17 protein-coding genes are annotated in these 22,907 nt (G+C 58.8%); 12 read left to right on the top strand and 5 right to left on the bottom strand.

All coding sequences use genetic code 11. From position 1 onward, the window contains the following. Positions 1-370: 370 nt before the first annotated feature. The 5 genes from MSL71_RS15915 (at position 371) to MSL71_RS15895 (ending at position 6,572) form a co-directional block, all read left to right on the top strand. Complete coding sequence (locus MSL71_RS15915; protein ID WP_180142105.1) at positions 371-2,698, top strand: efflux RND transporter permease subunit; 2,328 nt, start codon at positions 371-373, stop codon at positions 2,696-2,698. Beyond that, positions 2,698-4,110: a DUF1302 family protein gene (locus MSL71_RS15910; RefSeq protein WP_180142103.1), complete on the top strand. Its 1,413-nt coding sequence runs from the start codon at positions 2,698-2,700 to the stop codon at positions 4,108-4,110. Before MSL71_RS15915 ends, MSL71_RS15910 begins: the two co-directional genes overlap by 1 nt. Before the next feature lie 118 nt (positions 4,111-4,228). Next, on the top strand, positions 4,229-4,999 hold the full coding sequence (locus MSL71_RS15905; RefSeq protein ID WP_180142101.1) for an outer membrane lipoprotein-sorting protein: 771 nt from the start codon (positions 4,229-4,231) through the stop codon (positions 4,997-4,999). Positions 5,000-5,128: 129 nt separating this feature from the next. After that, complete coding sequence (locus tag MSL71_RS15900) at positions 5,129-5,800, top strand: TetR/AcrR family transcriptional regulator (RefSeq protein ID WP_180142099.1); 672 nt, start codon at positions 5,129-5,131, stop codon at positions 5,798-5,800. A 136-nt stretch (positions 5,801-5,936) separates the two neighbouring features. Next, positions 5,937-6,572: a YkgJ family cysteine cluster protein gene (locus MSL71_RS15895; protein WP_180142097.1), complete on the top strand. Its 636-nt coding sequence runs from the start codon at positions 5,937-5,939 to the stop codon at positions 6,570-6,572. Between the two features lie 69 nt (positions 6,573-6,641). Here MSL71_RS15895 and MSL71_RS15890 read toward each other — a convergent pair whose 3' ends face one another. After that, positions 6,642-7,181, bottom strand: coding sequence for a Pycsar system effector family protein (locus tag MSL71_RS15890; protein WP_180142095.1), 540 nt, complete (start codon positions 7,179-7,181; stop codon positions 6,642-6,644). Between the two features lie 323 nt (positions 7,182-7,504). On the opposite strand from MSL71_RS15890, the gene MSL71_RS15885 reads away from it, so the two are divergent. From MSL71_RS15885 to MSL71_RS15875, 3 genes are all read left to right on the top strand, one after another. Further along, complete coding sequence (locus MSL71_RS15885) at positions 7,505-8,914, top strand: mannose-1-phosphate guanylyltransferase/mannose-6-phosphate isomerase (RefSeq protein ID WP_180142093.1); 1,410 nt, start codon at positions 7,505-7,507, stop codon at positions 8,912-8,914. Between the two features lie 77 nt (positions 8,915-8,991). Next, on the top strand, positions 8,992-9,561 hold the full coding sequence (locus MSL71_RS15880) for a YqgE/AlgH family protein (RefSeq protein ID WP_180142091.1): 570 nt from the start codon (positions 8,992-8,994) through the stop codon (positions 9,559-9,561). Between the two features lie 508 nt (positions 9,562-10,069). Further along, positions 10,070-12,133, top strand: a complete 2,064-nt coding sequence (locus MSL71_RS15875; protein WP_246317808.1) for a methyl-accepting chemotaxis protein — start codon at positions 10,070-10,072, stop codon at positions 12,131-12,133. A gap of 209 nt (positions 12,134-12,342) precedes the next feature. On the opposite strand, the gene MSL71_RS15870 is transcribed toward MSL71_RS15875, so the two are convergent. Then, positions 12,343-12,924 (bottom strand): TetR/AcrR family transcriptional regulator, encoded by a 582-nt coding sequence (locus MSL71_RS15870; protein ID WP_180142086.1) that lies wholly within the window; start codon positions 12,922-12,924, stop codon positions 12,343-12,345. Between the two features lie 213 nt (positions 12,925-13,137). Between MSL71_RS15870 and MSL71_RS15865 the strand changes: the two genes are divergently transcribed. The 4 genes from MSL71_RS15865 (at position 13,138) to MSL71_RS15850 (ending at position 18,360) form a co-directional block, all read left to right on the top strand. Continuing rightward, complete coding sequence (locus MSL71_RS15865; protein WP_180142084.1) at positions 13,138-13,563, top strand: pyridoxamine 5'-phosphate oxidase family protein; 426 nt, start codon at positions 13,138-13,140, stop codon at positions 13,561-13,563. Then, entirely contained in the window at positions 13,560-15,782 is a 2,223-nt protein-coding gene (locus MSL71_RS15860) for a PEP/pyruvate-binding domain-containing protein (RefSeq protein ID WP_218951052.1), read from the top strand. Before MSL71_RS15865 ends, MSL71_RS15860 begins: the two co-directional genes overlap by 4 nt. A 91-nt stretch (positions 15,783-15,873) precedes the next feature. After that, a complete protein-coding gene (locus tag MSL71_RS15855) occupies positions 15,874-17,511 on the top strand; it encodes an ABC-F family ATP-binding cassette domain-containing protein (RefSeq protein ID WP_180142082.1) in 1,638 nt (545 codons plus the stop codon). Between the two features lie 120 nt (positions 17,512-17,631). Further along, positions 17,632-18,360 (top strand): ParB/RepB/Spo0J family partition protein, encoded by a 729-nt coding sequence (locus MSL71_RS15850; protein ID WP_180142080.1) that lies wholly within the window; start codon positions 17,632-17,634, stop codon positions 18,358-18,360. A gap of 249 nt (positions 18,361-18,609) precedes the next feature. Here the strand turns inward: MSL71_RS15850 and MSL71_RS15845 are convergent, their stop codons facing one another. The 3 genes from MSL71_RS15845 to MSL71_RS15835 form a co-directional block, all read right to left on the bottom strand. Then, the gene (locus MSL71_RS15845; protein WP_180142078.1) at positions 18,610-19,365 is read right to left on the bottom strand and encodes a hypothetical protein; all 756 of its coding nucleotides are present in this window, start codon (positions 19,363-19,365) and stop codon (positions 18,610-18,612) included. 225 nt (positions 19,366-19,590) lie between these two features. Beyond that, complete coding sequence (locus MSL71_RS15840) at positions 19,591-21,372, bottom strand: tetratricopeptide repeat protein (RefSeq protein ID WP_180142076.1); 1,782 nt, start codon at positions 21,370-21,372, stop codon at positions 19,591-19,593. A 31-nt stretch (positions 21,373-21,403) separates the two neighbouring features. Next, a complete protein-coding gene (locus tag MSL71_RS15835) occupies positions 21,404-22,363 on the bottom strand; it encodes a sigma-70 family RNA polymerase sigma factor (protein WP_180142074.1) in 960 nt (319 codons plus the stop codon). Between the last annotated feature and the right edge of the window lie 544 nt (positions 22,364-22,907).

Below are 22,907 nucleotides of genomic sequence, written 5' to 3'. Positions count from 1 at the left end.
TTATTGTGGTCTCACGAAATCATATGGTTTTCCTTTCGGCTTGTTGTTTTCTTATGAAATATCCGGGCCAGGGCGCCTGATGGACCGGCGAGGGCGGGTAAATCCTGAAACACGTGTTGAGTGTCAGGATACCCCATGGGCGGACATGCTGACAAGGCGTGGCGCGTTGGGGCCGTAGGTTTTTTGTCTTCGGCGGTCCTGCCGGGGCTGGTTTCTGTGGTTCGTGTTGTGAACATCGTTAATAACACGTTGACAGGCCAGGGGGGACACGGTACACCCTTTAACGTCTTCCCCCTGGCATAACGTCTGTTATTTTTGGTGTCCCGAACCTGGGCACGGCCCCCGGATGTGCCTTCAGCAGAGAGGTCCCATGAACCGACTGATCGATGTTGCGGTGTCCCACCACCGCCGTGTCCTGCTTCTGGTGTTCCTGGCAACGCTCCCTTTTCTCTGGTTTTACGCACACCAGAGCTTCCGCAATCACATCAACGAATTTTTTGATGCCGACGACCCGGATATCGCCTATTACACAACCTTTCAGGAGGTGTTCGGAAACGACGAGGTGATGGCCGTGGTGTTCAGGGACACGGATATCTTCACCCCGGAGAATCTCTCCTTTATCCGGGATCTCACCGATCTCATGGAACGGCATGCCGGGGTGCAGCGGGTGCTCTCCCTCACAAATGCGGAGGTGGCCGTGGGGGACGGGGACACGGTGTCCTTTGACCCGGTCCTGCCCGACGGGGCTGTCACCTCCGAGGTGGCGGAGGCCTCCCGGGGGATGGCCTTGTCCCATGAGATCCTTACCGGCCAGGTCATCTCCGCCGACGGCACCACCACCTGCCTTCTTGTGGAGCTGCTTCCCTTTGACTCCAATGAGGAGAAAGGCAAGGCGATTCGGTCCCTTCAGGCCGCAGCGGACTCGGTCTCCGGGGGGCGTCACCTGCGGTACTCGGGAGGCCCCTGTGTAGAGGTGGAGATCAACGCGTTGACAAGGCGCGACAACATGCTCTTTACTCCTGTGACCTTTCTGATTATCATGGTCATCGTTTATCTCATGCTGAGAAATGCGGCTTTGTCGCTTCTCGGCCAGGTGAACATACTGATCATTGTTTTATGGGGTGTCGGGCTTCTGGTGATGTGCGGAGAGGTGGTCAACACAGTGACGGTGGTGATCGCACCGGTGCTTCTGGCCATCTCCATTGCCGACTCCATCCATATCCTTTCCCACTACCGCACCCTGTACAACCGCAACGGCCGTAATCATCGGGCTGCGGTGAGGGAGGCGGCCCGCAACCTCTGGCGACCCTGTCTGTTTACCAGTCTCACCACCGGCATGGGCTATCTCTCCTTTGTGACCACAACGGTGAGGCCTGTGAAAATCGTGGGGGTGTTCACCGCCGTCGGCGTGATGATCGCTTTTTTCATGTCCGTGTTTGTCCTGCCTGCGTTTTTGATGGCGTGCCGCGCGGCTGTGGAAAAGCGCCATGGGGACAGATCCCCCCTCGGCAAGGGGGGCCAGGATCCCCTGATCGGGATGTTGACGCGGCTGGGCCACTGGGTGGTGGCCCGCAGCGGGGTGGTGGTGCTTGTCTTTGTTGTGGCGGCGGCGGGGGTGGGGTACGGCATGAACCGCCTTCGGTTTGATACGGACTTTGCCGCGTACCTCAAGGACGGCAACCGGGTAAAAAAGGACATTCGGTTTGTGGAGGGCAATATCAGGGGGACCGTCCCCGTTGAGATGGTGATCGAGGCGGTGGGCCCGGAAAGTGATTTTACCCACCCGGAGAGCATGAAGGTGCTCTCTGAGGTGGCGGACGAGGTGATGGCCCATATGGCCGGGCAGTACACCCATGTGTTCTCTGCAGCAGATTATTTCGCTGAGATCCACGGCGCCTTTACCGACGGAGAGGTTGGAGAAGGGGCGTTGCCCGGGAGTCGCTTAGACCTGCTGGATTATTACGAGCTGGCTGACCCCGAGGTTCTGGAGCGGATCTTGTCTCCGGATTACCGGATGGCGCGCATCTCCTTTGCCTCCAAGTTCGGGCCCAATGCCAGTGCCGAAAAGGTGCGGGCCTTTGCCGAGGCAAGGGTGGGGCAGATTCTGGGAAGTAACTACCGGTATCGGTTTACAGGGCTCTCGTCCCTTTACAACACCATGGACAAGAACCTGAAGATCAGCCAGGTCAGAAGCTTCGGCACCGCCTTTGTCCTGATCTTCGTGATGATGTTTTTTGTGTGCAAGAGCCCGCTGCTGGCCCTGCTCAGCATGGTGCCCAACCTGTTTCCCATCTGCACCACCCTGGGCATCATGGGGTGGGTCGGCATCCCTTTGGACACCTCCACCATCATGATTGCAAGCGTTACCATCGGCATTGCCGTGGATGATACCATCCATTTCATCACCTGGTTTCGGCGAAATTGCGAGGCCGGGCTCTGCACACGGGAAGCCCTGGTGAAAACCTTTGGGGATACGGGCAAGCCCATCGTGATGACATCGGTGGTGCTCTGCACGGCCTATTTTGTGTTTATGACAGGGTCGGTGAAGCCCGTCATCGCCTTTGGGGCGCTGGCGGGGCTGTCCATGTTTTTTGCGTTGCTGGGGGATCTCCTGATCCTGCCGGCGTTGATTTACCTGATAAAGCCTGCGCTGTGCAGGGACGAGGCTCAAGGTGATGCCCCGGGGAGATGTGTCTGATGCGTTGTAGGGTTGTGGCCTGTGTTGTGCTGATCTGGGCCGTGTGTGTGGGGTGGGTGTGTCCGGTGTGCGCCTGGCTGCCGGAGGGTGTGGAGGCTGAGTGGACCCTCGGTGCCAAGAGCATGGCGCCCATGAACAATACGGATTATGTCGAAGACAGCATGATCAGCAACGAGGTGAGGCTGGAAGGGGCGCTCTTCTGGGCGGGGGAGGGGTTTTCTGTTTATGGGACCCCTGAGCTGCGAATCAACGATGCCGTGTTCAGTGACTCCCCGGGCGGGGAGATCCGCTACAGTGACAGCGGGACAACCCTGAGGCGGAACCTCACGTTGTCGTCGCGGGGAGTCGAGCTCTCGTTCCGGGAGCTTTATGTGGAAAAGGAGACGGACACAAGCCGCTGGCGGGTGGGAAACCAGGTCTTTGCCTGGGGCACCGCCGACTTCATCAACCCCACCAGTTACTTCAACCCCGAAGATCTCCGGGAGCTTTTCCTGAAAGAGGAGGACGGCCTGTTGCAGGGGGTGCCTGCGGTCTCCATGCTGCGTTTTATCGGGGACTACTCCGTGGAGGCTGTTTTTATGCCCATGGGGGTGGGGCGGCTCAACGCCTGGGAGGGGGACTATTTTTACATCGATCCCGACAACTTCTCCCTGCCCGTGAAGCGGACGGACAACGAAGAGCCCGATGTCACCGTGGACAATGCGGGGGTGGGGATCAAGGCGTCCCGGAGCGTGGGCAGCTGCGATCTTTCGTTGAGTGCCTACCACGGCCCCGACCGTGAGCCCCTCATCACGCCGGACCGGGTGATTATGGAACCGGGGGAGCCGGTGTCTGTGGTGGCCCGCTCTTTCCACGGGGATGTCACCTCTGTGGGGGCAGACGTCTCCGCCGACCTGGGGCAGTGCGTGGTGCAGGCGGAAGGCGCGTGGAGCTTTGACAAGCAGGGGTATGTTACCCAGGACACGAGCAATCCGGCTGCCATGGTGTTTCCCTATGAGATTGTGGACTCCGGTTTCTGGTCGGTGTCGGCCGGGCTGAACTGGTTCCTTCCGGTGGTGGACTGGTTCCCCGCCCACGAGGGAGAGTCCGTGGTGACCCTGGAGGCTCATCGGTCGGGCTACACCCGCAATGGCCTTGGGGACCCTTTTTACGACGAAACCCTTGCCTTCCGATACCAGGACAGCTTTTTAAGCAGCCGGATTCCCGTCTCCCTTTTCTGGGTGATGGACGGTGAGGACGAAGGGCAGATGACCTGGGCCAAGGTGGGGTACGATTTTCAAAACGGCCTGGTGGTGGAGGGCTCCCTGGTGTTTTATGACGGATCTGCCCCGGAGCTGAACGAGGTGGGATCCCCGTTCTGGTACCTGAGGGATCGGGACCTGTTCATGGTGACTTTAGAGTATCAATTTTAACCCTACCGGCTGTGTCGGTGTTGGTCCCGGGCGGAGCTTGGGCGGCGGCGCGGCACAGGTGTTTTTATGACATTGAGGTGACTGATCGCCTTATCACTGCCAGAGGCATGGGGGGCGAATGGTCACCGGAAGAGAGGAGCAGATGGTAAAAATGCGAAAAATCATGATTCTTGCGGTTGTCGGTGTGATGATCCATGCCGGGGCCTTTGCCCTCACGGGGCGCGAGGTGGTGGACCGGTCCGAGGAGATCGCCAGTCCGGATACGGCCACCAGCGAGGTGGTCATGGAGATCGAAAAAAAGGGCAAGGTGACGGAAAAGGTCTTCACCCTCACGGCCATGGACACCGAAGACGGTGAAGACCGGGCCCTCATTGCGTTTCACAAGCCGTCCCGCATCAAGCTGCTGACCCATGCCCATAAAGGCAAGGATGACGATCAGTGGCTCCAGATGTCCTCGGGCCGGGTCAAGCGCATCAGCCAGTCTTCGAAAAAGAAGGCCTTTGTGAACTCCCACTTCACCTATGAGGATATCGCGTCACGGGATGTGGACGATTACGCCTACACCCTTTTGGGCAAGGAGACCGTGGCCGGAGAGCCCTGCTACATGGTGGAGAGCCTGCGGATCAGGGGCAAGAAGGTGTATGACAAGACCGTGCTTTACATCAGCGAGAAGGACTGGTTCCTGAGGAAGATGGACTACTATTCCAAGGGCAAGTTGTTAAAAATTCTTGAGAACAAGGATATCCGGACCGTCGACGGGATCCTGACTCCCTATGAGGTGGTGATGAGCCGGGCGGGAAACGGGGGACAGACACGCCTCCTTCTCCAGGAGATCCGGTATAACCTGCCCATGAAGGCCACGGATTTTCGAAAAGAGTCCCTGCGGTAAACCGGGTGTGGCCGGTTTCGCTTTGATAATTCCTGAACGTGTGGTAAAAAAGTTGATCTCTCCTTCGGTGAAGGAGGCTTCCACGAATTGTCGTTTATCATGCCAATGACCATGAACCCGATGGAGACTATGGATACATCCAAAGCAACAGGGACGAACGCACCCCGCAACCTGACCAAGGGCGAGGCCACAAGGCGGCGCATCCTGGATGCCGCCCGCAAGGTTTTTTCAGAGCACCCCTACCATGCGGCCAGTGTCCGGATGGTGGGAAAGGCTGGGGGATTTGATCACCCGATCATTCATTACTATTTCCCGAAAAAGGCCGGCTTGTTCGAGTGCGTCATGGAAGAGCATGTGGTGGAGTTCCGCGAGTTCATGGAACACTGGTTCGATGGCCTGGACGCTTACACCACCGACGAGGGGCTGGCTGTATTCATCGAGCGGGTCATTGATTTTCATCTCTCCAACAAGGACCTGTTCAGGACGCTCATGCAGAATACGGCCCACGTGGAAAACTTCGATCAGTTTCCCGCCTCGGCCCAGTACGCGGTGTTCCACGACAGCTTCCTCAAGACCTTTCGTCAGAAGGTGCATCACAACGCATCGGACGAGGAGGTGAGCAAGTTCGTTTACAGCTTTACCGTCCTGGCGGCCAACTACCTGGGTGCAAGCTCCACCTACGCCCGGTTCCTGGGCATGGACGGAGAGTGCGACGCCTACTGGGATTGGGTGAAAGAGACCATTCATTACCTGTTTTTACCGCGAATGGAAAAGATTATTTTCGATCATCAGGACAAGTAACGGGCCCCTCGGGGGGTTTCAAACCGATTCTTTCAGGCGGGGCAGACGGCGATGCAGTGACCCGGCAACGGATGCCCCGGCCACAGGATACGCAACCGCTTTATTAAAAAAAATGCCGGGTTCCGTCAGGCATGGCATGGCCAAGAAAAAGAGATCAAGCAACTACCCCGAGCCGCAACGGCTCTCCTATCCCGAGGCGGAAAAGGCCCATTCATGGCTTTCCATGCTTCTGGATGCTTACATCATCGCCGACAAAGGCATTCATGCCAGCGTGGAGGCCCAACTCAAGAAAGGGCGACGGCTTGCATGCGCCAAAGGGTGCTCCACCTGTTGCTCCACCCACGTCACCATTCCTGTCTACCCCCTGGAACTTGCGGGGATCTACTGGTACGCCATTGAGAGCCTCAGCGGAGAGGCCGCACAAACCATCCAGCACCAGCTGGCCCGGTTTCACCCCGGGGCCGGGTGTCCGTTCCTCGTGGACGGAGGCTGTGGCATTCATCCCATGCGCCCCCTGGCCTGCAGGCATTTTAACGTCTTCGACACCCCCTGCGCCGAAGGGGAGGACCCGTTTTTTACCCGCAGGGGCGATGTGCTCACCCCGGATGAGAAGGCCAAGGACAAGGCCCTTATGGCCATGCTCCCCTACCACGGCATCACGGACCGGGCCGAAAAGCGCGAGACCATCAAAAAAGGGCTTATTCACAACACCGTCCAGAACCTCCAGGAGATCGAGTGGGTGAAACTGGCCCAGAGGATGGGGGGGAAATAGGAAACAGGAAATAGGTGATAGGTGATAGGTGATAGGGGGGGGAAGGCCCTCGTTTTATGACCTTATGGATTACATGAGCTGGAACTGCCCGGCGAAGATGGCCGCAAGGGCCAGGGTGTAGCCGGCCAGAAAGCTGATGTAGCTGAGTTTGAGAAGCTTGAACTTCGGGGTGAGGATCACGGTGCTCATGCGGTAGAGGTCCCGGGCCACCATGGTCCCCATGGTGGCTGAGTTCTCAAGCATTTCGGCCATTTTTTCGATATAGGCCTCTTCGGTGTACTCGGCAATGCTTGAAAAGTGGAGCAAAGGGGGCTTCGGGTCCCCTTTTTTCGTGTAGCGCCTCGGAATGAGGCTGAGGACAGCGAAAAAAATGCTGAGAACCGAGGCTGAGACGCCCAGGAGGATGCCCCAGTGCCACTGGGGGCGCACCAGGCCCGAGAGGGCGATGGGGATGAGAAACGAGTTCACCGTGATGACCGTGGACGCCCGCCGGTCGGCAAACCCCACGTAGTTGATCTGCTTTGAGATGACCGCGCCGAGGATGGAGGCGCGAAAGACCGGCGGCCAGATGGTTTGTTTCAAAGGGTCTTGATCGGTGGGGGCTGGCATACCGCTCCTTAAAATTTTTTTTCCTAACTGTTTGGTGTGTTGAGGCCCGGCTTGTTCCGTTCCGGCCCGGCTGCGCGGGCGGGTGAGGCAACAACCGGCTCAAGGGGGACGCTGACCGGGTGCTTCGGCAGTTAAGGAAACCATGTTGTCATTCCATTGTCAACGCAGGGGAGGCCTCCCTTGACTTGATTCTGAAGCTGGCTTAGTCTGAAGCAAGTGCGGCGCGTTGAAACCGGAGTGGCAACTGACAGCTGTTTTTCCGGTTTTTTTGTGCCATCGCTTGATGGACCATCGTCAACAATCGACAGCAAAGAGGACTCACCATGGTGATACCCGTTATCCTTGCCGGGGGCTCAGGCACCCGGCTCTGGCCCCTTTCCCGCGAACTTCATCCCAAGCAGCTCATCGGCCTCATCAATGAGTACACCATGTTGCAGAACACGGTGCTGCGTCTTTCCGGGTTCGAGGCCATGGGCCGTCCCATCGTGATCTGTAACGAGAACCATCGGTTCATGGTGGCCGAGCAGCTTCGCAGCATCGGCATTGATCCGTTGGCCATCATGCTGGAGCCCGTGGGCAGGAACACGGCACCGGCCCTGGCCGCCGCTGCGTTCAAGGCCCTTGAGGTCGACGAAAACCCCACCCTGCTTGTTCTCCCTGCGGACCACACCATCACCCATACCGAAAAGCTGCACGATGCCATGCGCGAAGGCCGTGACCTGGCCGAGGCCGGGCGCCTCATCACCTTCGGCATCGTCCCGGAGTCGGCGGAGACCGGATACGGGTATATCCGCAAAGGCGCGTCCGTCAACGGGGGGAGCGCCGTGGTCATCGACCGGTTCGTGGAAAAGCCGGATCTTGAGACCGCCGAGTCCTACGTGGCATCCGGGGAGTATTGCTGGAACAGCGGCATGTTCATGTTCGGCTGCCGGGAGGTCCTCGGTGAGCTGGAGCGCTTCGCCCCGGAGATCGTGGCCACCTGCCGGGAGGCCGTGGAGAAAGGGGCGTCGGACCTCGATTTTTTCCGCCTGGATAACGAGGCGTTTTCCGCCTGTCCCGAGGACTCCATCGACTATGCGGTGATGGAAAAGACCGACAAGGGGGTGATGATCTCCCTTGCCGCCGGGTGGAACGACGTGGGCTCCTGGGACGCCATCTGGCAGATCGGGAACAAAGATGAGAACGGCAACGTGGTCAAAGGGGACGTGGTTACCCACGACGTCTCCTCCTCCCTGCTCCAGGGGGAGAGCCGGATGATCGCGGCGGTGGGTATTGAAGACATGATCATCGTGGAGACCAAGGATGCCGTGCTGGTTGCGCCACGGAACCGTGGTCAGGACGTGAAGAAGATCGTCAGCCAGCTCAAGGCCGATACCCGCTCCGAGGCCCAGCTCCACACCGTGGTCTACAGGCCCTGGGGATCCTATGAGGGCATTGACATGGCCGACCGGTTCCAGGTGAAGCGCATCACCGTCAAGCCCGGTGCCGAGCTCTCTTTGCAGAAGCATTTTCACCGCGCAGAGCACTGGGTGGTGGTGCGGGGAACCGCCATCGTCACCCGGGACGACGAAAAGATCCTCCTCAAGGAGGACGAATCCACCTACATCTCCCTGGGGACGGTGCACCGGCTTGAAAATCCGGGGAAAATTCCCCTGGAACTCATTGAGGTGCAATCGGGAAGCTATCTCGGGGAAGACGATATTGTCCGCCTGGAAGACAACTACGGCCGATAGGCACGGTTTGGCGAAAGGGGTTGTATGGTGAGTCGATCCGTGATGACACATGACCATTCAAAGGGTGGGTACCAACGATGAGCGGAGATGTATTTCATTCCCTTAAAGGGCATTTTCTCCTGGCCATGCCGTCCATGAAGGATCCCAATTTTGCACGGTCTGTGGTGTATCTCTGCGAGCATACCGTGGACGGGGCCATGGGGTTTATCGTCAATCGTCCAAGCCACCTGATGGCGGCCCGCGACGTCTACCAGGAGTTCAAGCTCGACCATGTGGATGCCGCCGTGAATGTGCCTGTGTACACGGGGGGCCCGGTTCAGCTGGATGAGATCTTTCTCCTGCACGGCCCTCCCTTTGATCATGAGGGTACCTTCCCCATGGACGAGGAGGTGGCCCTGTCCAACTCCATGGAGACCCTGTCGGCTGTGGCCCGGGGGGAAGGTCCTGAAAAAGTGGCTATTTTTCTGGGTAGCTCGGGGTGGGCCGCCGGGCAGCTCGAAGGGGAGCTCGCGGGCAATGTGTGGTTGACCGTGGAATCCGGCATCGACCTGATCTTTGAGGTCCCGGCGGAGATGCGATGGGAAAAAGCCCTGGATCGCCTTGGCATTGATCCCGTGCTTCTTTCCGGCGATTTTGGCCGGGCCTGACCGGCCGGTAAAGACAACCCCCGCTCCTGACAAATGAAAGGGCGCGTTCCTTGAGGACGCGCCCTTTTTTTTATCCTGCCTCAACGAGCGCTTTTCTGATGTTGCTAAACGGTGTTTATTTCTGTATTGACATTCCAGAACTTTCATTTTAGAAAAAACCGCGCATCGGGTCCGTTGATGAATGACGACAGGCTCCCCTGGGCAGATACACCTCCTAACAAACGGTTTTTGGAGATGATATCCTGTTGAGGTGTTGCTGATCGATGCAGCTGAAATCTGCAGCGGCCGCTGTTCCGGCATGGGCCGACGGATTATGGCAAAGGTCAGCCCACGGGATGGCTGTTTTTTGGGAATTAAACAGAACAAGTGTTTTGATATAAGCCTGCCATTGAGCCGAGGGATGTGCCCGGCGATGCCTCGTTCAAGGCGCGTGAGCCGAACGGTACACGTCTGGGTTCAAGCAGGCCCTGGTTTTCTTAATGTTAAGGAATGTGACGTGTTGACTACAATGAAATTGAGAACCCGGATGCTGCTGAGCATCTGTTCGGTCATGGCCCTGGCTTTTACGGTGACCATCGGGATCGTTGCCGTGATGTCAGGCAACCTGGCAGAGACGGAAGCCCTGGAAAAAGCAGAGCAGATGGCCCACCGGTACGGCGGCGTCGTCAAAGCGGAAGTGGAGGTGGCTGCGGACTCGGCCCGGACCCTGGCCCAGGTCTTCGGGGGCGTGGTGACCGGCCTTGACACGGTGGACGGCGACCTGTCCCGCCGGGATTTGTTGACGCACCTCATGAAACAGGTGATAGACAAAAACCCCGCTTTTTATGGTGTGTGGACGATCTGGGAGCCCAACGCCCTGGACGGCAGGGATGCCGATTTTGTGAACGCCGAAGGCCACGACGCCACCGGACGGTTTGTGCCCATCTGGAGCCGCAGCTCTGGCAGCCTGAAGCTTCGGCCCAGCCTGAACTACCGGCGTGAGGGTGACGGGGATTACTACCTTGTGCCCCAGCGAACCGGCAGGGAGGTGCTTGCCGAACCCTATGCCGTCAACATCGGCGGCCGGGATCATTTGATGACCACGGTGAGTGTTCCCATTGTCATCGGCGGCAAGGTCCTGGGGGTGGTGGGCGTGGACATCGCCCTGAAAACATTCCAGGACGCCTTTGCCGGACTCAAGATTTACGGGACGGGTTACCTCTCCATTGTCTCCAACAGGGGCGTGTATGTCTCCCATCCCGATGGGGCAAGGCTCGGCAAAAGCCTTTTTACGGAGACCTCCTGGGGACGCAATTTCGACCAGGCCATCCGGGACGGGAAGTCTTTCCGGGGGAACAACATCTCCAAGACCCTGGGGTGTGAGGTGGTGCGCATGGGCGCGCCCATCAGCATCGGTCGGTCCGATACCCCCTGGGCGGCCATGATCAGTATCCCCACTGCAAAAATTTTGAAGGAGGCGCACACCATCCGGCACGTCTGCCTCGGGGTGGCCCTGGTTGCCATGCTGCTGCTTGTTGCCACGGTTTATGTGATCACGGGGCGCGCCACCCGGCCCATCATTCGGGCGGTGGACTTTGCCGAGGCCGTTGCCAAAGGTGATTTCAGCCGGACTCTCTCCACCCGGAGGCACGATGAGATCGGTACCCTTGTGGGGGCGCTGAACTCCATGGTGGGCACCCTGGGAGACATGTTCCGGGATATTTCGGCGGGGGTAAGCCAGCTCAATGCCTCCTCCTCCAACCTCTCCGCGGTTTCTGCCCAGATGTCCTCAGGCGCCCGGGAGACCATGGAGAGGACAAGTTCATCCACCGCGGCCGCAGAGGAGATGAGCACCAACATGGCCTCGGTGGCTGCCGCCGCCGAGCAGTCTTCCCAGAACATCGGTCGGGTCGCAGCAGCCACGGAACAGATCACCGGGACCATCGAAAAGATTGCGGGCAACTCCGAAGAAGCCCGCCACGTGAGCAAAGAGGCGGTATCCAGCGCCAAGCGATCTTCTGAAAAGGTAAAAGCCCTGGGGGCCGTTGCCCATGAGATCAACACCGTGACCGAGGTGATCACCGAGATTTCCGCCCAAACCAACCTGCTTGCCCTGAACGCCACCATTGAGGCGGCCAGGGCAGGGGAGGCCGGCAAGGGCTTTGCCGTGGTGGCAAATGAGATCAAGCACCTGGCCCACCAGACCGCCGAGGCCACCCAGGAGATCAAGGAAAAGATCAACGGCATTCAGGTCTCCACCGATGAGACGGTCAAGGAGATCGAACATATCTCCGAGGTGATCTTCCAGACCAACGAGATCGTCTCGTCCATTGCAGAAGAGGTGGATGAGCAGTCCATGGCCACCCGTGACATTGCGGACAGCATCACCCAGGCATCCCAGGGGATGGCTGAGGTGAGCGCCAGTGTGTCGGAAAGCACGGCTGTGGCCGCGGATATGGCCCAGGATATCGTCGGTGTCAACGAGGCGGCCGAGGAGATTGCCGAAAGCAGCGCCGGTGTCAAACAGAATGCGGGGGATCTCCACGATTTGTCGGATCAATTGAAAGGGATGGTGGAGCACTTTCAGCTATAGCACGGCTGGTTACTTGGAAATATTTAGATATTTCAAAAATGCAAAAGGTATTTCACCGTTTTCTGATCGAATTTCTCACCCTTCGGGCGAGCCGAGTGCACCCATCTTCTGCGTTATCAGAGCTTTTATATAACCACGACATCTGCAGCTCTGATGGTGTGTTTTTCGCTTGTGCCTCCGGCGGACCTGCCGGGGGCATAAGCACATGCCTATTGCCGCGCGTGGGCCAGGGTCATGTCGATCATCTGTTCAACCTCCTGCCGCCGGGCTCCTCCCTTGATCATGATGACCATGCCCATGAGCTGGCAGAAGAGGTGGCTGGCAAGGACAGCCGTGTCCTTTTCGGCCGGGATTTCCCCTTGCTCTTTTGCCGCGTCCAGGCAGATCCTCAAGTCAGCTTTCTGAAGGGTCCAGTGGTGCTGGACGCGGTCCAGGACCATCTGGTCCACCTGGTTTTTTTCCGACACTGTGGTGAGGAGGAGGCACCCGTTGCCCCTGCCGGAGTAGGCATAGTCGATGCGGTGGCGGAAAAAATCATTGATATTCCTCAGGCCCAGGGGCTGGCGGCGGAGGATATGCCCGACATGTCGGTGCACGGCCTGGATATAGTGGTCGATGCACGCGCAGAACAGTCCTTCCTTGTTGCCGAATTCCACATACATGCTGTGTTTGTTGAGCTTTGTCGCCTTGACCAGGTCGTTGACGGAGACGCCTTTGTACCCTTTGTCAAGGAATTGCGAGGTGGCCGCGTTTAACACGTCCTGGTGATTGTACTCTTTGTTGCGGGGCATGGTTCTGTCCTGTGGAGGGTTGGTGGTGGAAGGGGTAAATTAAAATGACCGTTCTGTTATGTCAAGGGCCAATGTCCGGCGTCCCTGGTGTCGGTGTGAAGGGTGTGGAATATAGAGATATATCTGATATAATACAGCATCCCGTCAGGTTTTCTTCCTTTTACCCCCATGGAAAGGCAGGCCCCAATGACCCATCACGCGGCAGTTGTCCGGATGATCCGATCCCTCCTTGATGCTCAGCGACTTGGCGTTCTCAGCACCCATTGCAGGGGGCATCCCTATGCATCTCTGGTGGCTTACGGAGTCACCGACGACTTTTCCCGGCTCTTTTTCGCCACCCCCCGGTCCACGCGTAAATACGCGAATATGACCGAGGACGACCGGGTTGCCATGCTCATCGACAGCAGGTCCAACGCGGAAGCCGACTTTCACGAGGCCCGGGCCGTGACCATAACAGGCCGGGTGTCCGAACCCGGGGAAGACGCCGCCGCTCCCTTAAAAGCCCTTTTTCTATCCCGTCATCCCTACCTCTGCGATTTTGTCACGGCCCCCTCCTGTGCCTTTATGGTGGTAAAAGTCCGGCGCTGCATTTTTGTGGAGCGGTTTCAAAACGTCACCGAGATCGAGGTGAGCCCATGACCTTTCTTGTGCCCCTGGCCCGTGCGGGAACCCACGGCGAGTCGGTGGTGGGGGGCAAGGCCAGTGCCCTGGCCCGCATGGTTCAAAACGGTATTCTGGTCCCGGACGGGCTCTGCGTGACGGCTGAGGCGTACGGCGTGTTTGTTTCAGAGGCCGGGCTCTTTGAGCGGATCCAGATGACGCTTCAGTGCAAGCCTTTTTCCGAGATGCGGTGGGAAGAGGTGTGGGACGCGGCCTTGAGGATCCGCAACCTGTTTCTGACGGCACCCTGGCCCCCGGCGCTTTATGAGGCCCTTGCCACCGGATTGGAACGATTCGTTGACGGTGGTCCCCTGGTGGTGCGATCGTCGTGTCCTGAGGAGGACTCCAGGGGCGCGTCCTTTGCCGGCCTGCATGACTCTTATGTGAATGTTCGCGGCCTGGAATCCACTCTGGATCACATCAAGCGGGTCTGGGCCTCCCTCTGGTCGGACGGAGCCCTTCTTTACCGGCGGGAGCGGGAAGCTGATTTCCGTTCGGGAACCATGGCCGTCCTTGTCCAGCGGCTGGTGAGCGGTGAGGTGTCCGGTGTGGCCTTCAGCCAAAGCCCCCTGGTGGCATCCGAGGGGGTGGTGGAGGCTGTGTACGGTCTCAATCAGGGGTTGGTGGACGGCACGGTGGAGCCGGATCATTGGCGGCTGGACCGTGCCTCCGGGGCGATCCTGTCGCACCGGCCACCTGAAGGCCGTCCGTCGTGCCTTGGGGTGGGGCCTTCCGGGGTTCGCACGGTCTTGCTTCCCGAAGCCAGGGCGGCCAGGCCTCCGCTTGGGCCGGAAGAGGTGGCATCGGTGTTTGCCCTGGCGCGTCGCATGGAGTCCCTGCTGGATTCTCCCCAGGATCTGGAGTGGACCCTGGCCAAAGGGCGGGTGCATGTGCTTCAGTCCCGGCCCATCACCACCCTGGAGGCTCCGGGTGCATCCGGGAACGACGCCCTGCACAAACGCCTCCACCGCAGCTACGACAACCTTTGTGCCTTACGGCAGAAAATCGAGACCCGGCTCCTGCCGGAGATGGCCGATGCGACCGAGGAGATGGCCCGGGTCTGCCTGGAAACCCTGGACGATGGGGCGCTGGTCCGCGAGTTAAGGCATCGTCTTGAGATCAACGAGACGTGGGTCGGGGTTTACTGGTCGGAGTTTATCCCCTTTGCCCATGGGGTTCGGCTCTTTGGCCAGGCCTACAACGATGCCGTCAAGCCCGACGATCCCTTTGAGTTTACCCTTCTTCTGACCCATACGCCCCTTGTGGGCATGGCGCGAAACCGTCGCCTGGGAGCCCTGGCAGCCCAAATGCGGGAGCACCCGGACTGGAACGGAGGGGCTGGTTTCAGCGTTGCCTCGCTGCCCCCTGAGATTGAGGCGGCGGTGTCCGCGTTCATCGAAGACTACGGAGAGCTCTCCTGGGCGGTGGCCGGGGGGGCTTTGGCCCAGTCGCCCCGGCAAACCCTTGTGTCCCTCATCCTTGAGATGGCGGCCCACCCGCCTGCACCCGAGGCCACGGCCAGGGACGCATCCACGCTGGAAGAGAGGTTTCTGGGCTCTTTTCCCATTGAGTCCAGGGAGTACGCCCAGGGGGTCCTGGCCCTGGGGCGGTCCAGCTACCGTCTTCGGGACGATGACAATATTTACATGGGGCGCCTTGAAGCTGAACTCTTTCGCGCTGTGGCCGAGGGGCGCAGGCGGCTGGAGCAGAAGGGGACGGGGGCCGATGCCGAGGGACTTCGTGGGGAGCTGGAACGCTTCGGGAGCCGCCCCACCATCCAAAGCGCTCCGGCCCGGGATGCGGAGAAGGCCTCCGTGGTCACAGCCCGCCAGATCATGGGGCAGCCCGCCGGACAGGGACTGGCCCGGGGCAGGGCCCGTGTGATCCGAAGCCCCGGAGATCTTGCCGGGCTGGCATACGGAGAGATCCTGGTGTGCGACGTGGTGGAGCCGACCATGACCCATGTGGTGCCCCTGGCCGCAGGGATCGTGGAACGACGCGGGGGGATGCTCATCCACGGGGCCATCATTGCCAGGGAATACGGCTTGCCGTGCGTGACCGGCGTGCCCGATGCCACGGTTCGCATTGCCACCGGGGATCTGCTGACCGTGGACGGGTACCTGGGCATCGTGACCCTGGGGGAAACCGATGAGATCTTCGGGGAGGGGACGGCGGGCTGCGTGAAAAAAGATTGCTGATTTAAGTGCGATACGATATAAGCAGGCGTCGCATGAACCACGGGTTGCTACGACCCGTGGTTTTTTTATTGTCCAAACTGAGGAACCTTCTATGATCTGCGCAACCAACGTGGCGCTTGCCTACGGCAAACGCGTCCTGTTTAAAGACGTCAATATCAAGTTCACCCCCGGCAACTGCTATGGCCTTATCGGTGCCAACGGCGCCGGCAAATCAACTTTTCTCAAGATCCTTGCAGGGGAGATCGAGTCCGACAAGGGCGACATCAGCGTCGGGCCCGGCGAGCGTATTGCTGTCTTGAGGCAGGATCACTTTGCCTTTGATGAAGAGACGGTCATCAACACGGTGATCATGGGCCACCAGCGGCTCTACGACATCATGGTGGAGCGGGACGCCATCTACGCCAAGGCGGAGTTCACCGAAGAGGACGGCATCCGTTCCGGTGAGCTGGAGGCGGAGTTTGCCGAGATGAACGGCTACGAGGCCGAGTCCGAGGCCGCGGTTCTTCTGAATGGCTTAGGGATCCCGGAAGAGATGCGCCATCTGAAGATGAAGGAGCTGGAAGGGGGGGACAAGGTCCGTGTCCTGCTGGCCCAGGCCCTCTTCGGCAACCCCGACGTGCTGCTCCTTGACGAACCCACCAACCACCTGGACCTGAAGTCCATCGCCTGGCTGGATGATTTCCTGGCGCGGTTCCAGAACACCGTCATCGTGGTCTCCCACGACCGTCACTTTCTCAACCAGGTGTGTACCCATATCGCCGACATCGACTACGGCAAGATCCAGGTGTTCGTGGGCAACTACGACTTCTGGTGTCAGGCGAGCCGCCTGATCCAGAAGCAGAAGCAGAACGAGAACAAGAAGACCGCGGACAAGGCCAAGGAACTCACCTCCTTTATCCAGCGATTCAGCTCCAACGCGTCAAAAGCCAAGCAGGCCACCTCCCGGAAAAAGCTCCTGGAAAAACTGACCCTGGAAGACATGCCCGTTTCGTCCAGGCGATACCCCTGGGTGGCCTTCAAGCCGGAGCGTCCCTGCGGCAACGTCATCCTGGAGATCGAAAACCTGAGCAAGACCATCGACGGCCAGGAGGTGCTCCGAGACCTCAACCTGGTGGTCAACAACGGGGACAAGGTCGCCTTTGTGGGGGACAACGGCCTTGCCAAGAGCACCCTTTTTCAGATCCTGGCAGGGGAGATGGAGCCGGACTCCGGCAGCTTCCGCTGGGGTCAGACCATCACCCCCTCTTTTTTCCTCAAAGAGAACCGGCAGTACTTTGAAACCGACATGACCCTGGTGCAGTGGCTGCTCCAGTACGCACCCCCGGAAGAGGGAGAGAGTTTTGCACGGGGTTTTCTCGGTCGCATGCTCTTTTCCGGTGAAGAGGCCATGAAAAAGACCGGGGTTCTTTCCGGTGGGGAGAAGGTGCGCTGCATGCTGTCGCGCATGATGCTCTCCGACGCCAACGTGCTGGTCATGGACGAGCCCACCAACCACCTGGACCTGGAGTCCATCACCTCTCTGAACGAAGGGCTCATGGCCTTTCCCGAGGTGATCCTTTTTGCGTCCCACGACCACCAGTTTGTCTCCACCGTGGCCAACCGCATTGTGGAGCTTACCCCCCGGGGCAGCCTGGACCGGCTCATGAGCTTTGACGACTATCTGGCCAGCGCCGACGTCGCAAAGGAGAGGGAAGAGCACTACTGCGGGGAGAGCGCCCTGGCGCTGTAAGTTTTAAAATTCTTTGGCGAACGGGCCATGCCAGTGCGGCGCCCGTGCCTTGAACCGATGCGAAACCTCTGCGCCCCCGGTACCCGTGCCGGGGGCTCTTTGCCATGTGGGAGAGAGACCATGAACATCAGCACCATGCCCATCACCGACCTGAAGGTGGAAGAGCCCTTTTCAACCCTGTTTCCCGTGGGGGAGGACACCCTGGAGGGGATCCGCCTGGATATGGAGTCCAACGGGTACGACGACGCCTTTCCCATCATCGTGTGGGAAGAAAAGGGCATCGTTGTGGACGGTCACACCCGGTATACCGCGGCCCTGGCCGTGGGGTTGGAGACCGTTCCCGTCCTGATCCGGAATTTTGAAAACGAGGACGACGCCATCCTCTACGCCTTTCATCTCCAGCGCAACAGGCGAAACCTGGCCGATGAGGACATCGTCCGCTGCCTGCAGCTCCTGGATTCCATTGACGAGGCCCGCGGGGACGACGGGGAGAAGCGCACCAAAAAAGAGATGGTCAAGGAGCGCGCCAACGAGCTGGGCACCAGCGAGAGCAAGGTGGACAAAGCCCGAAAGGTGATGGAACACGCCGACGATTCCATCCGTGAGGCCGTGGAATCCGGTGAAAAGTCCATCAACCAGGCCTTTAACGAGATGCAGGAGATGCGACGGGAGAGCGGCGAGCTCAAAGGGCGCACCACCTCGTCACTGGCCTGCGGCGCCCGCTACAACAAGACTCTGGGCAAGCTCATCGAAGAACTCACCCGGATCCGGGACGAAGGCTGGGAGCAGATCTCCATGGAAAAGGCCCTCCTGGATGTGGAGACCCTCAAAAACATTGTGGAGGGGTAAATCGGCCAGATGCCTCCGGCTGCAAGGTGGGGGCACCTTGAAATCCTATGGCGAATGGATGGAGGCAGACATCATGCACCTGTTTTCGTGGAATTGGCGTGTTGTGTGATATGGCGCAGCCGTTTTAGCGGAACTTGTTTCAAGAAGCGATCCGTCATAAGGCCCATTGGCCCTCTGTAACGCATATTGGATAGATGACAGGCGCGATTCCTTGGTGAATCGCGCCTGTTGTGTTTTTGGGGGAAACTTTTATTGCGGGGTCTCAAGGGTGAACATGGTGCGGTCCACCACAGGGTTCACGAAGGCGCGATCGATGCGGATGGTGGCCTTCACCCCTTTTGCCGTGGTGAGGGTGATGGTGCGGAACCGGTTGGTGCCGTCCGGGTCGGCCGTGGGTGAGAGGTGGAGGTCGTAGACCTCATCCCCGCCTTTGGACAGGCTGGTCCGGGTGGGGAGGCCCCGGGAGTCTATGTCGATGGTTTTGGTGTGACGCCTGTCGAGGCGAAGCACCAGCGCCCGGGCGCCCTCTTCGGGCAGGGAGTGGAGCCGTGCGGACTCAAAAGGCCCCACCATGATCTTGCCCGAGAGCAGGGCGTGGATTTCGGAGAGGGACAGGGGGATGCCCGTGGCAGAGGCCAGGGAGGGGTCTTCCACCTTTTTGGCATAGGGTTTATGGCTGCCCATGTGGGAGCGGAGCCTGAGGCGCGTGCCGTCATAGGCAATGGACTCCACGGGGGTGGCCGCGGCCATGATCTCCAGCCTCAGGAGGTTGGGGGCATCACCGGCCCAGGCAAGACGAAACCGTCGGGTTTCCCCGTCTTCGGTGGTGGTCACCGAGCCGATGCCTTTAAAGGTGGTCACCTCGTGGTTGAGTTGGGTGAGGCGAAGGAGTTCCTCTTGGGCGCCGTCGGTCTCGAACCGGAGGGCAGGGGGGGAGAGGATGCTGCATGCTGAAAACAGGGGCAGGACACAAAGAACGATGAGGATCAGGACTGGGCGTTGCATGGATGATTACTTTCTTCCGGTTGTGTGAATAGGGGCGGACATCACCTGGCCCTGGAAAGGCCGCGTCTCCGGTAACGATTCGGCTTATGCCTCCGGCGGCCCTGCCGGAGGCAAGCTGAATAGTTACGTTGCTTTTAAGATGAAATACCTTGTTGCCGGAGGCGGGTTTTTGGCGCTGGGTCGTTACCGTCTCCGTACGTCAGGTTAACAACAAGTGCACGGCGTCTATTGGGCCGTGTCGCTCCCTTCCAGGGAACGGATTTTTTCACGGATGGCCGGTGCGTCTTCATGGCCCAGCTTCAGGGATTCCCGATAGTAGTTCAGGGCCTCCTGGGTCAGGTTGTTCTGTACCAGGGCGTCCCCCAGGTGCTCCATTACCACCGGGTCCTCGGGAAGCAGGGCCGCAGCCTCCCGCAGGGTGCTCAGGGCCTTGGAGTACTGGCCTTTCTGGTAGTAGACCCAGCCCAGGGAGTCGGTGATGTAGCCGTCTCCGGGCTTGTACTCCAGGGCCTTTTTGATGAGGCGTTCGGCATCTTCCAGGTGGATGCCCTGGCGTGCGTAGGTGTACCCCAGGTAGTTCAGGGCATTGGGGTCCTCGGGGTCCAGCTCAAGGGCCCGTTTCATGGCACTGGTGGATGCCTCGCTTTTTCCCCATTTGTCGTAGAGAACCCCGATGCGGAAGTGCAGTGTCGGGTCTTCCGGGGTGAAGGAGATGGCCTTGAGGAGGCAGGCTTCCGCCTTGTCGTATGCCTTTTGCTCTTCGTAAAACGAGGCCAGGTAGTTCAGGATTTCGATGCTTTCGGGCTGTTGCTCCCGTGCCTCTTCAAGGGTTTGGATCGCTTCATCCTGTCTTCCCTGTTCCCAGAGCTGGACACTGACAAACAGGATGGCCCGTTCGTAATAGTCCGATGCGGGGGAGATGCGGGTAAAGCACTGGATGGCCTCTTCGGAGTCTCCGAGCTTTTCACAGACGAACCCGAGCATGTAGTTGAACTCGGAGTTGTCCTTGTAGGCGGTCATGACCCCGGTGAGGAGCCGGTGGGCTTCGGAGTACTTACGGCGTTCAATGTACTGCTGATTGATGAGGGTGTAGATCTCGGGCCACCGGTCTGCAGAGGCGGTGATCTCATCGTAGAGCGCCCGGGCCTGCTCCTCTTCCTCCAGTGTGTCGTGGAGCAGGGCCATGGCCAGGCTGGCGTGGAGATCACCGGGGCTGTGGGTAAGGGCCAGGCGGTACTGGGCCTTGGCCTCGTCGTATTGTTTACGGCTGACGAGGATATCGGCAAGCTCCAGCCTTGCCTCGATGAACTCCGGAGCGATGTCCAGGCTCTCTTTGAGGTGGTGCATCGCCTTGTCCTCATCGCCTTTCTCTTTGTACAGGAGGGCGGCGTAGTAATGACCGGCGTAGGCGTAAGGGTACGCCTCCAGAAGCTTCAGGTAGGTCTCAAGGGCGTTGTCGCGTTTGCCGATGGTGGTCTGGAGCAGCCCCAGGCGAAAGTAAGCCTCTTCCCGCGTGGGGTCGGATTCAATGACCCGTTTCAGGAGCTTTTCGGCCTGTCCGGCCCGACGCTCGGCCAGGCGGATACGGACCAGAAGCAGCAGGGAGTCGGCGTCATCGGGGTGGTCGGCCAGGATGCCGTCGATGACCTCAAGGGCTTTTTCTTTATCCCCGGCGAGAAGGTGCACCACGGCAAGCTCCCGCTTGAGAATCAGGGCCGATGGGTCTTTTTCGGACGCTGTGGTGAGGTACGCGGCGGAGGTGGCGTAGTCTTCGGCCTTGCGGGCCAGCATGGCCTCAATGTAGAGGCGGTAACCGGACCAGGTTTCCGGGCTGTCGGGCTCCTCAATGGTCGATGTTTCTGGGGCCATGGGGGTGGAGGCGGTGGAGGAAAGACCTTCCCGGGTGGAGGAGGCGCACCCGGAAAGAAGAAGCACCGACAGGGTCAGGGCCGACAGAAAGACCGGGGCGCGTCGAAGCCCCCGGGTCGTGGCTGAGGTAAGGTTCATACATTCCGTTCCATGTGGTTGAGGAAGGGAGTTATTCGGACCGATCGGTGTACAGGTGGAAATCCGGAAGCTCGCTTTGAAAGAAATCCTTCATCCGTCGGGTGATGTTTTTTTCAATCTGACGGACCCGTTCCCGGGATATGTTGTACTTTTCACCGATCTCCTGAAGGGTCAGGGGGTCTTCCGAGAAGATGCGGGAGTTGAAGATCTCCAGTTCCCTTTCGGCCAGTTCCTTTTTGAATGCCTCCACTTTATTGTGGAGCAGCGATTCCAACTCCTTCCGTGCGACCTGGTCTTCCGCCGAGTCGGATTCGGAGTTGAGAAACTCAATCCGTTCCGTGTCGGAATCTTCCTTCAGGGGAGCATCCAGAGAGACATCCCAGCCGTCCAGGCGCTGGTCCATGTCGATGATCTCCTTGGGGGAGACGCCGAGGCGTTCGGCAAGAAGCTTCGGTTTGGGGTCAAAGCCCTGCTCGATGAGTTTTTGTTTCTCCTTTTTCAGTTTGAAAAAGAGCTTTCTCTGACCCTGAGTGGTTCCGATTTTGACCAGGCGCCAGTTATCCATGATGAACTTCAGGATATAGGCTTTGATCCAGAACGAGGCGTAGTAGGAAAATTTTACGTTTTTATACGGGTCGAACTTTCGCACGGCCTGCATCAGGCCGATGTTGCCTTCCTGAATAAGGTCCAGCAGGTTCTGCATCCAGACGCGCTGGAAATCCAGGGCGATCTTGACCACGAGCCTCAAGTTGGCGGTGACCAGCTGGTACGCGGCCTCGGGGTCTTCATGTTCCTGGATGCGTATACCCAGTTCCACCTCCTCTTCCCGGGTGAGCAGCTTGTACTGGCTGATCTCCGAAAGATAGCTCTGGAGCGGGTCAAATTTGGCGACTGCATTGCCGCCGGAGGATTTGACAGGCAGATGGGTATTTTTAGACGCAGGCTTCTTTTTTTTGGAAGCCTTGACGATGACCTCGGTTTCAGATGTCATAGGGTCTCTTTGTGAAGCGTTGTTGTCGTTTTTCTCGTTGTCTCTTTTTATTTTCATATCGAAACATTGTCACTGAAGATGTAAGGGGGCTGCGGTTTTTTCATCACCGCCTGTGCACAGGGCACCTCCCGTGGAAATCGTCGTAAAAATGGTTTCGCACCTCTTTATGCAATAAAGCAGGGTGTCGTCTTATCTGAATGTATCATGAATCGCCGATTATGGGAAAAGTCTGCAATTCTCAGTCCCCGATATATCACAGTGGGGCGAATTGCCAACCTTGGAAACACCGGCCCCTTGAAGAGGTCGTGATTTCGACCTGTTGACCGGGTGATTTCTTTTAACGGACCGGATTTTAACGAAAGCAGGCATGCATGACCTCTCAAGGTACCTTTTCCCTGTCTGTGGGCTCGTCATGGGAGCCGCGTCATCAGGGCGTCATCCGCACCAGTCGTGTCACCCGGATCGGGAACAGCCTTTTTCAATGGGGTCCTTTTTTTGGGTGGACAAACGAAATACCGTCTGCTAAATAGCTTCTCGCATCAAT

Origin of the sequence: Desulfoluna butyratoxydans, from assembly GCF_900699765.1 — a bacterium.
Classification (GTDB): domain Bacteria; phylum Desulfobacterota; class Desulfobacteria; order Desulfobacterales; family Desulfolunaceae; genus Desulfoluna; species Desulfoluna butyratoxydans.
The sequence above is the reverse complement of the archived record's forward strand: the minus strand, read 5'-3'. Positions and strand labels throughout refer to the sequence as shown.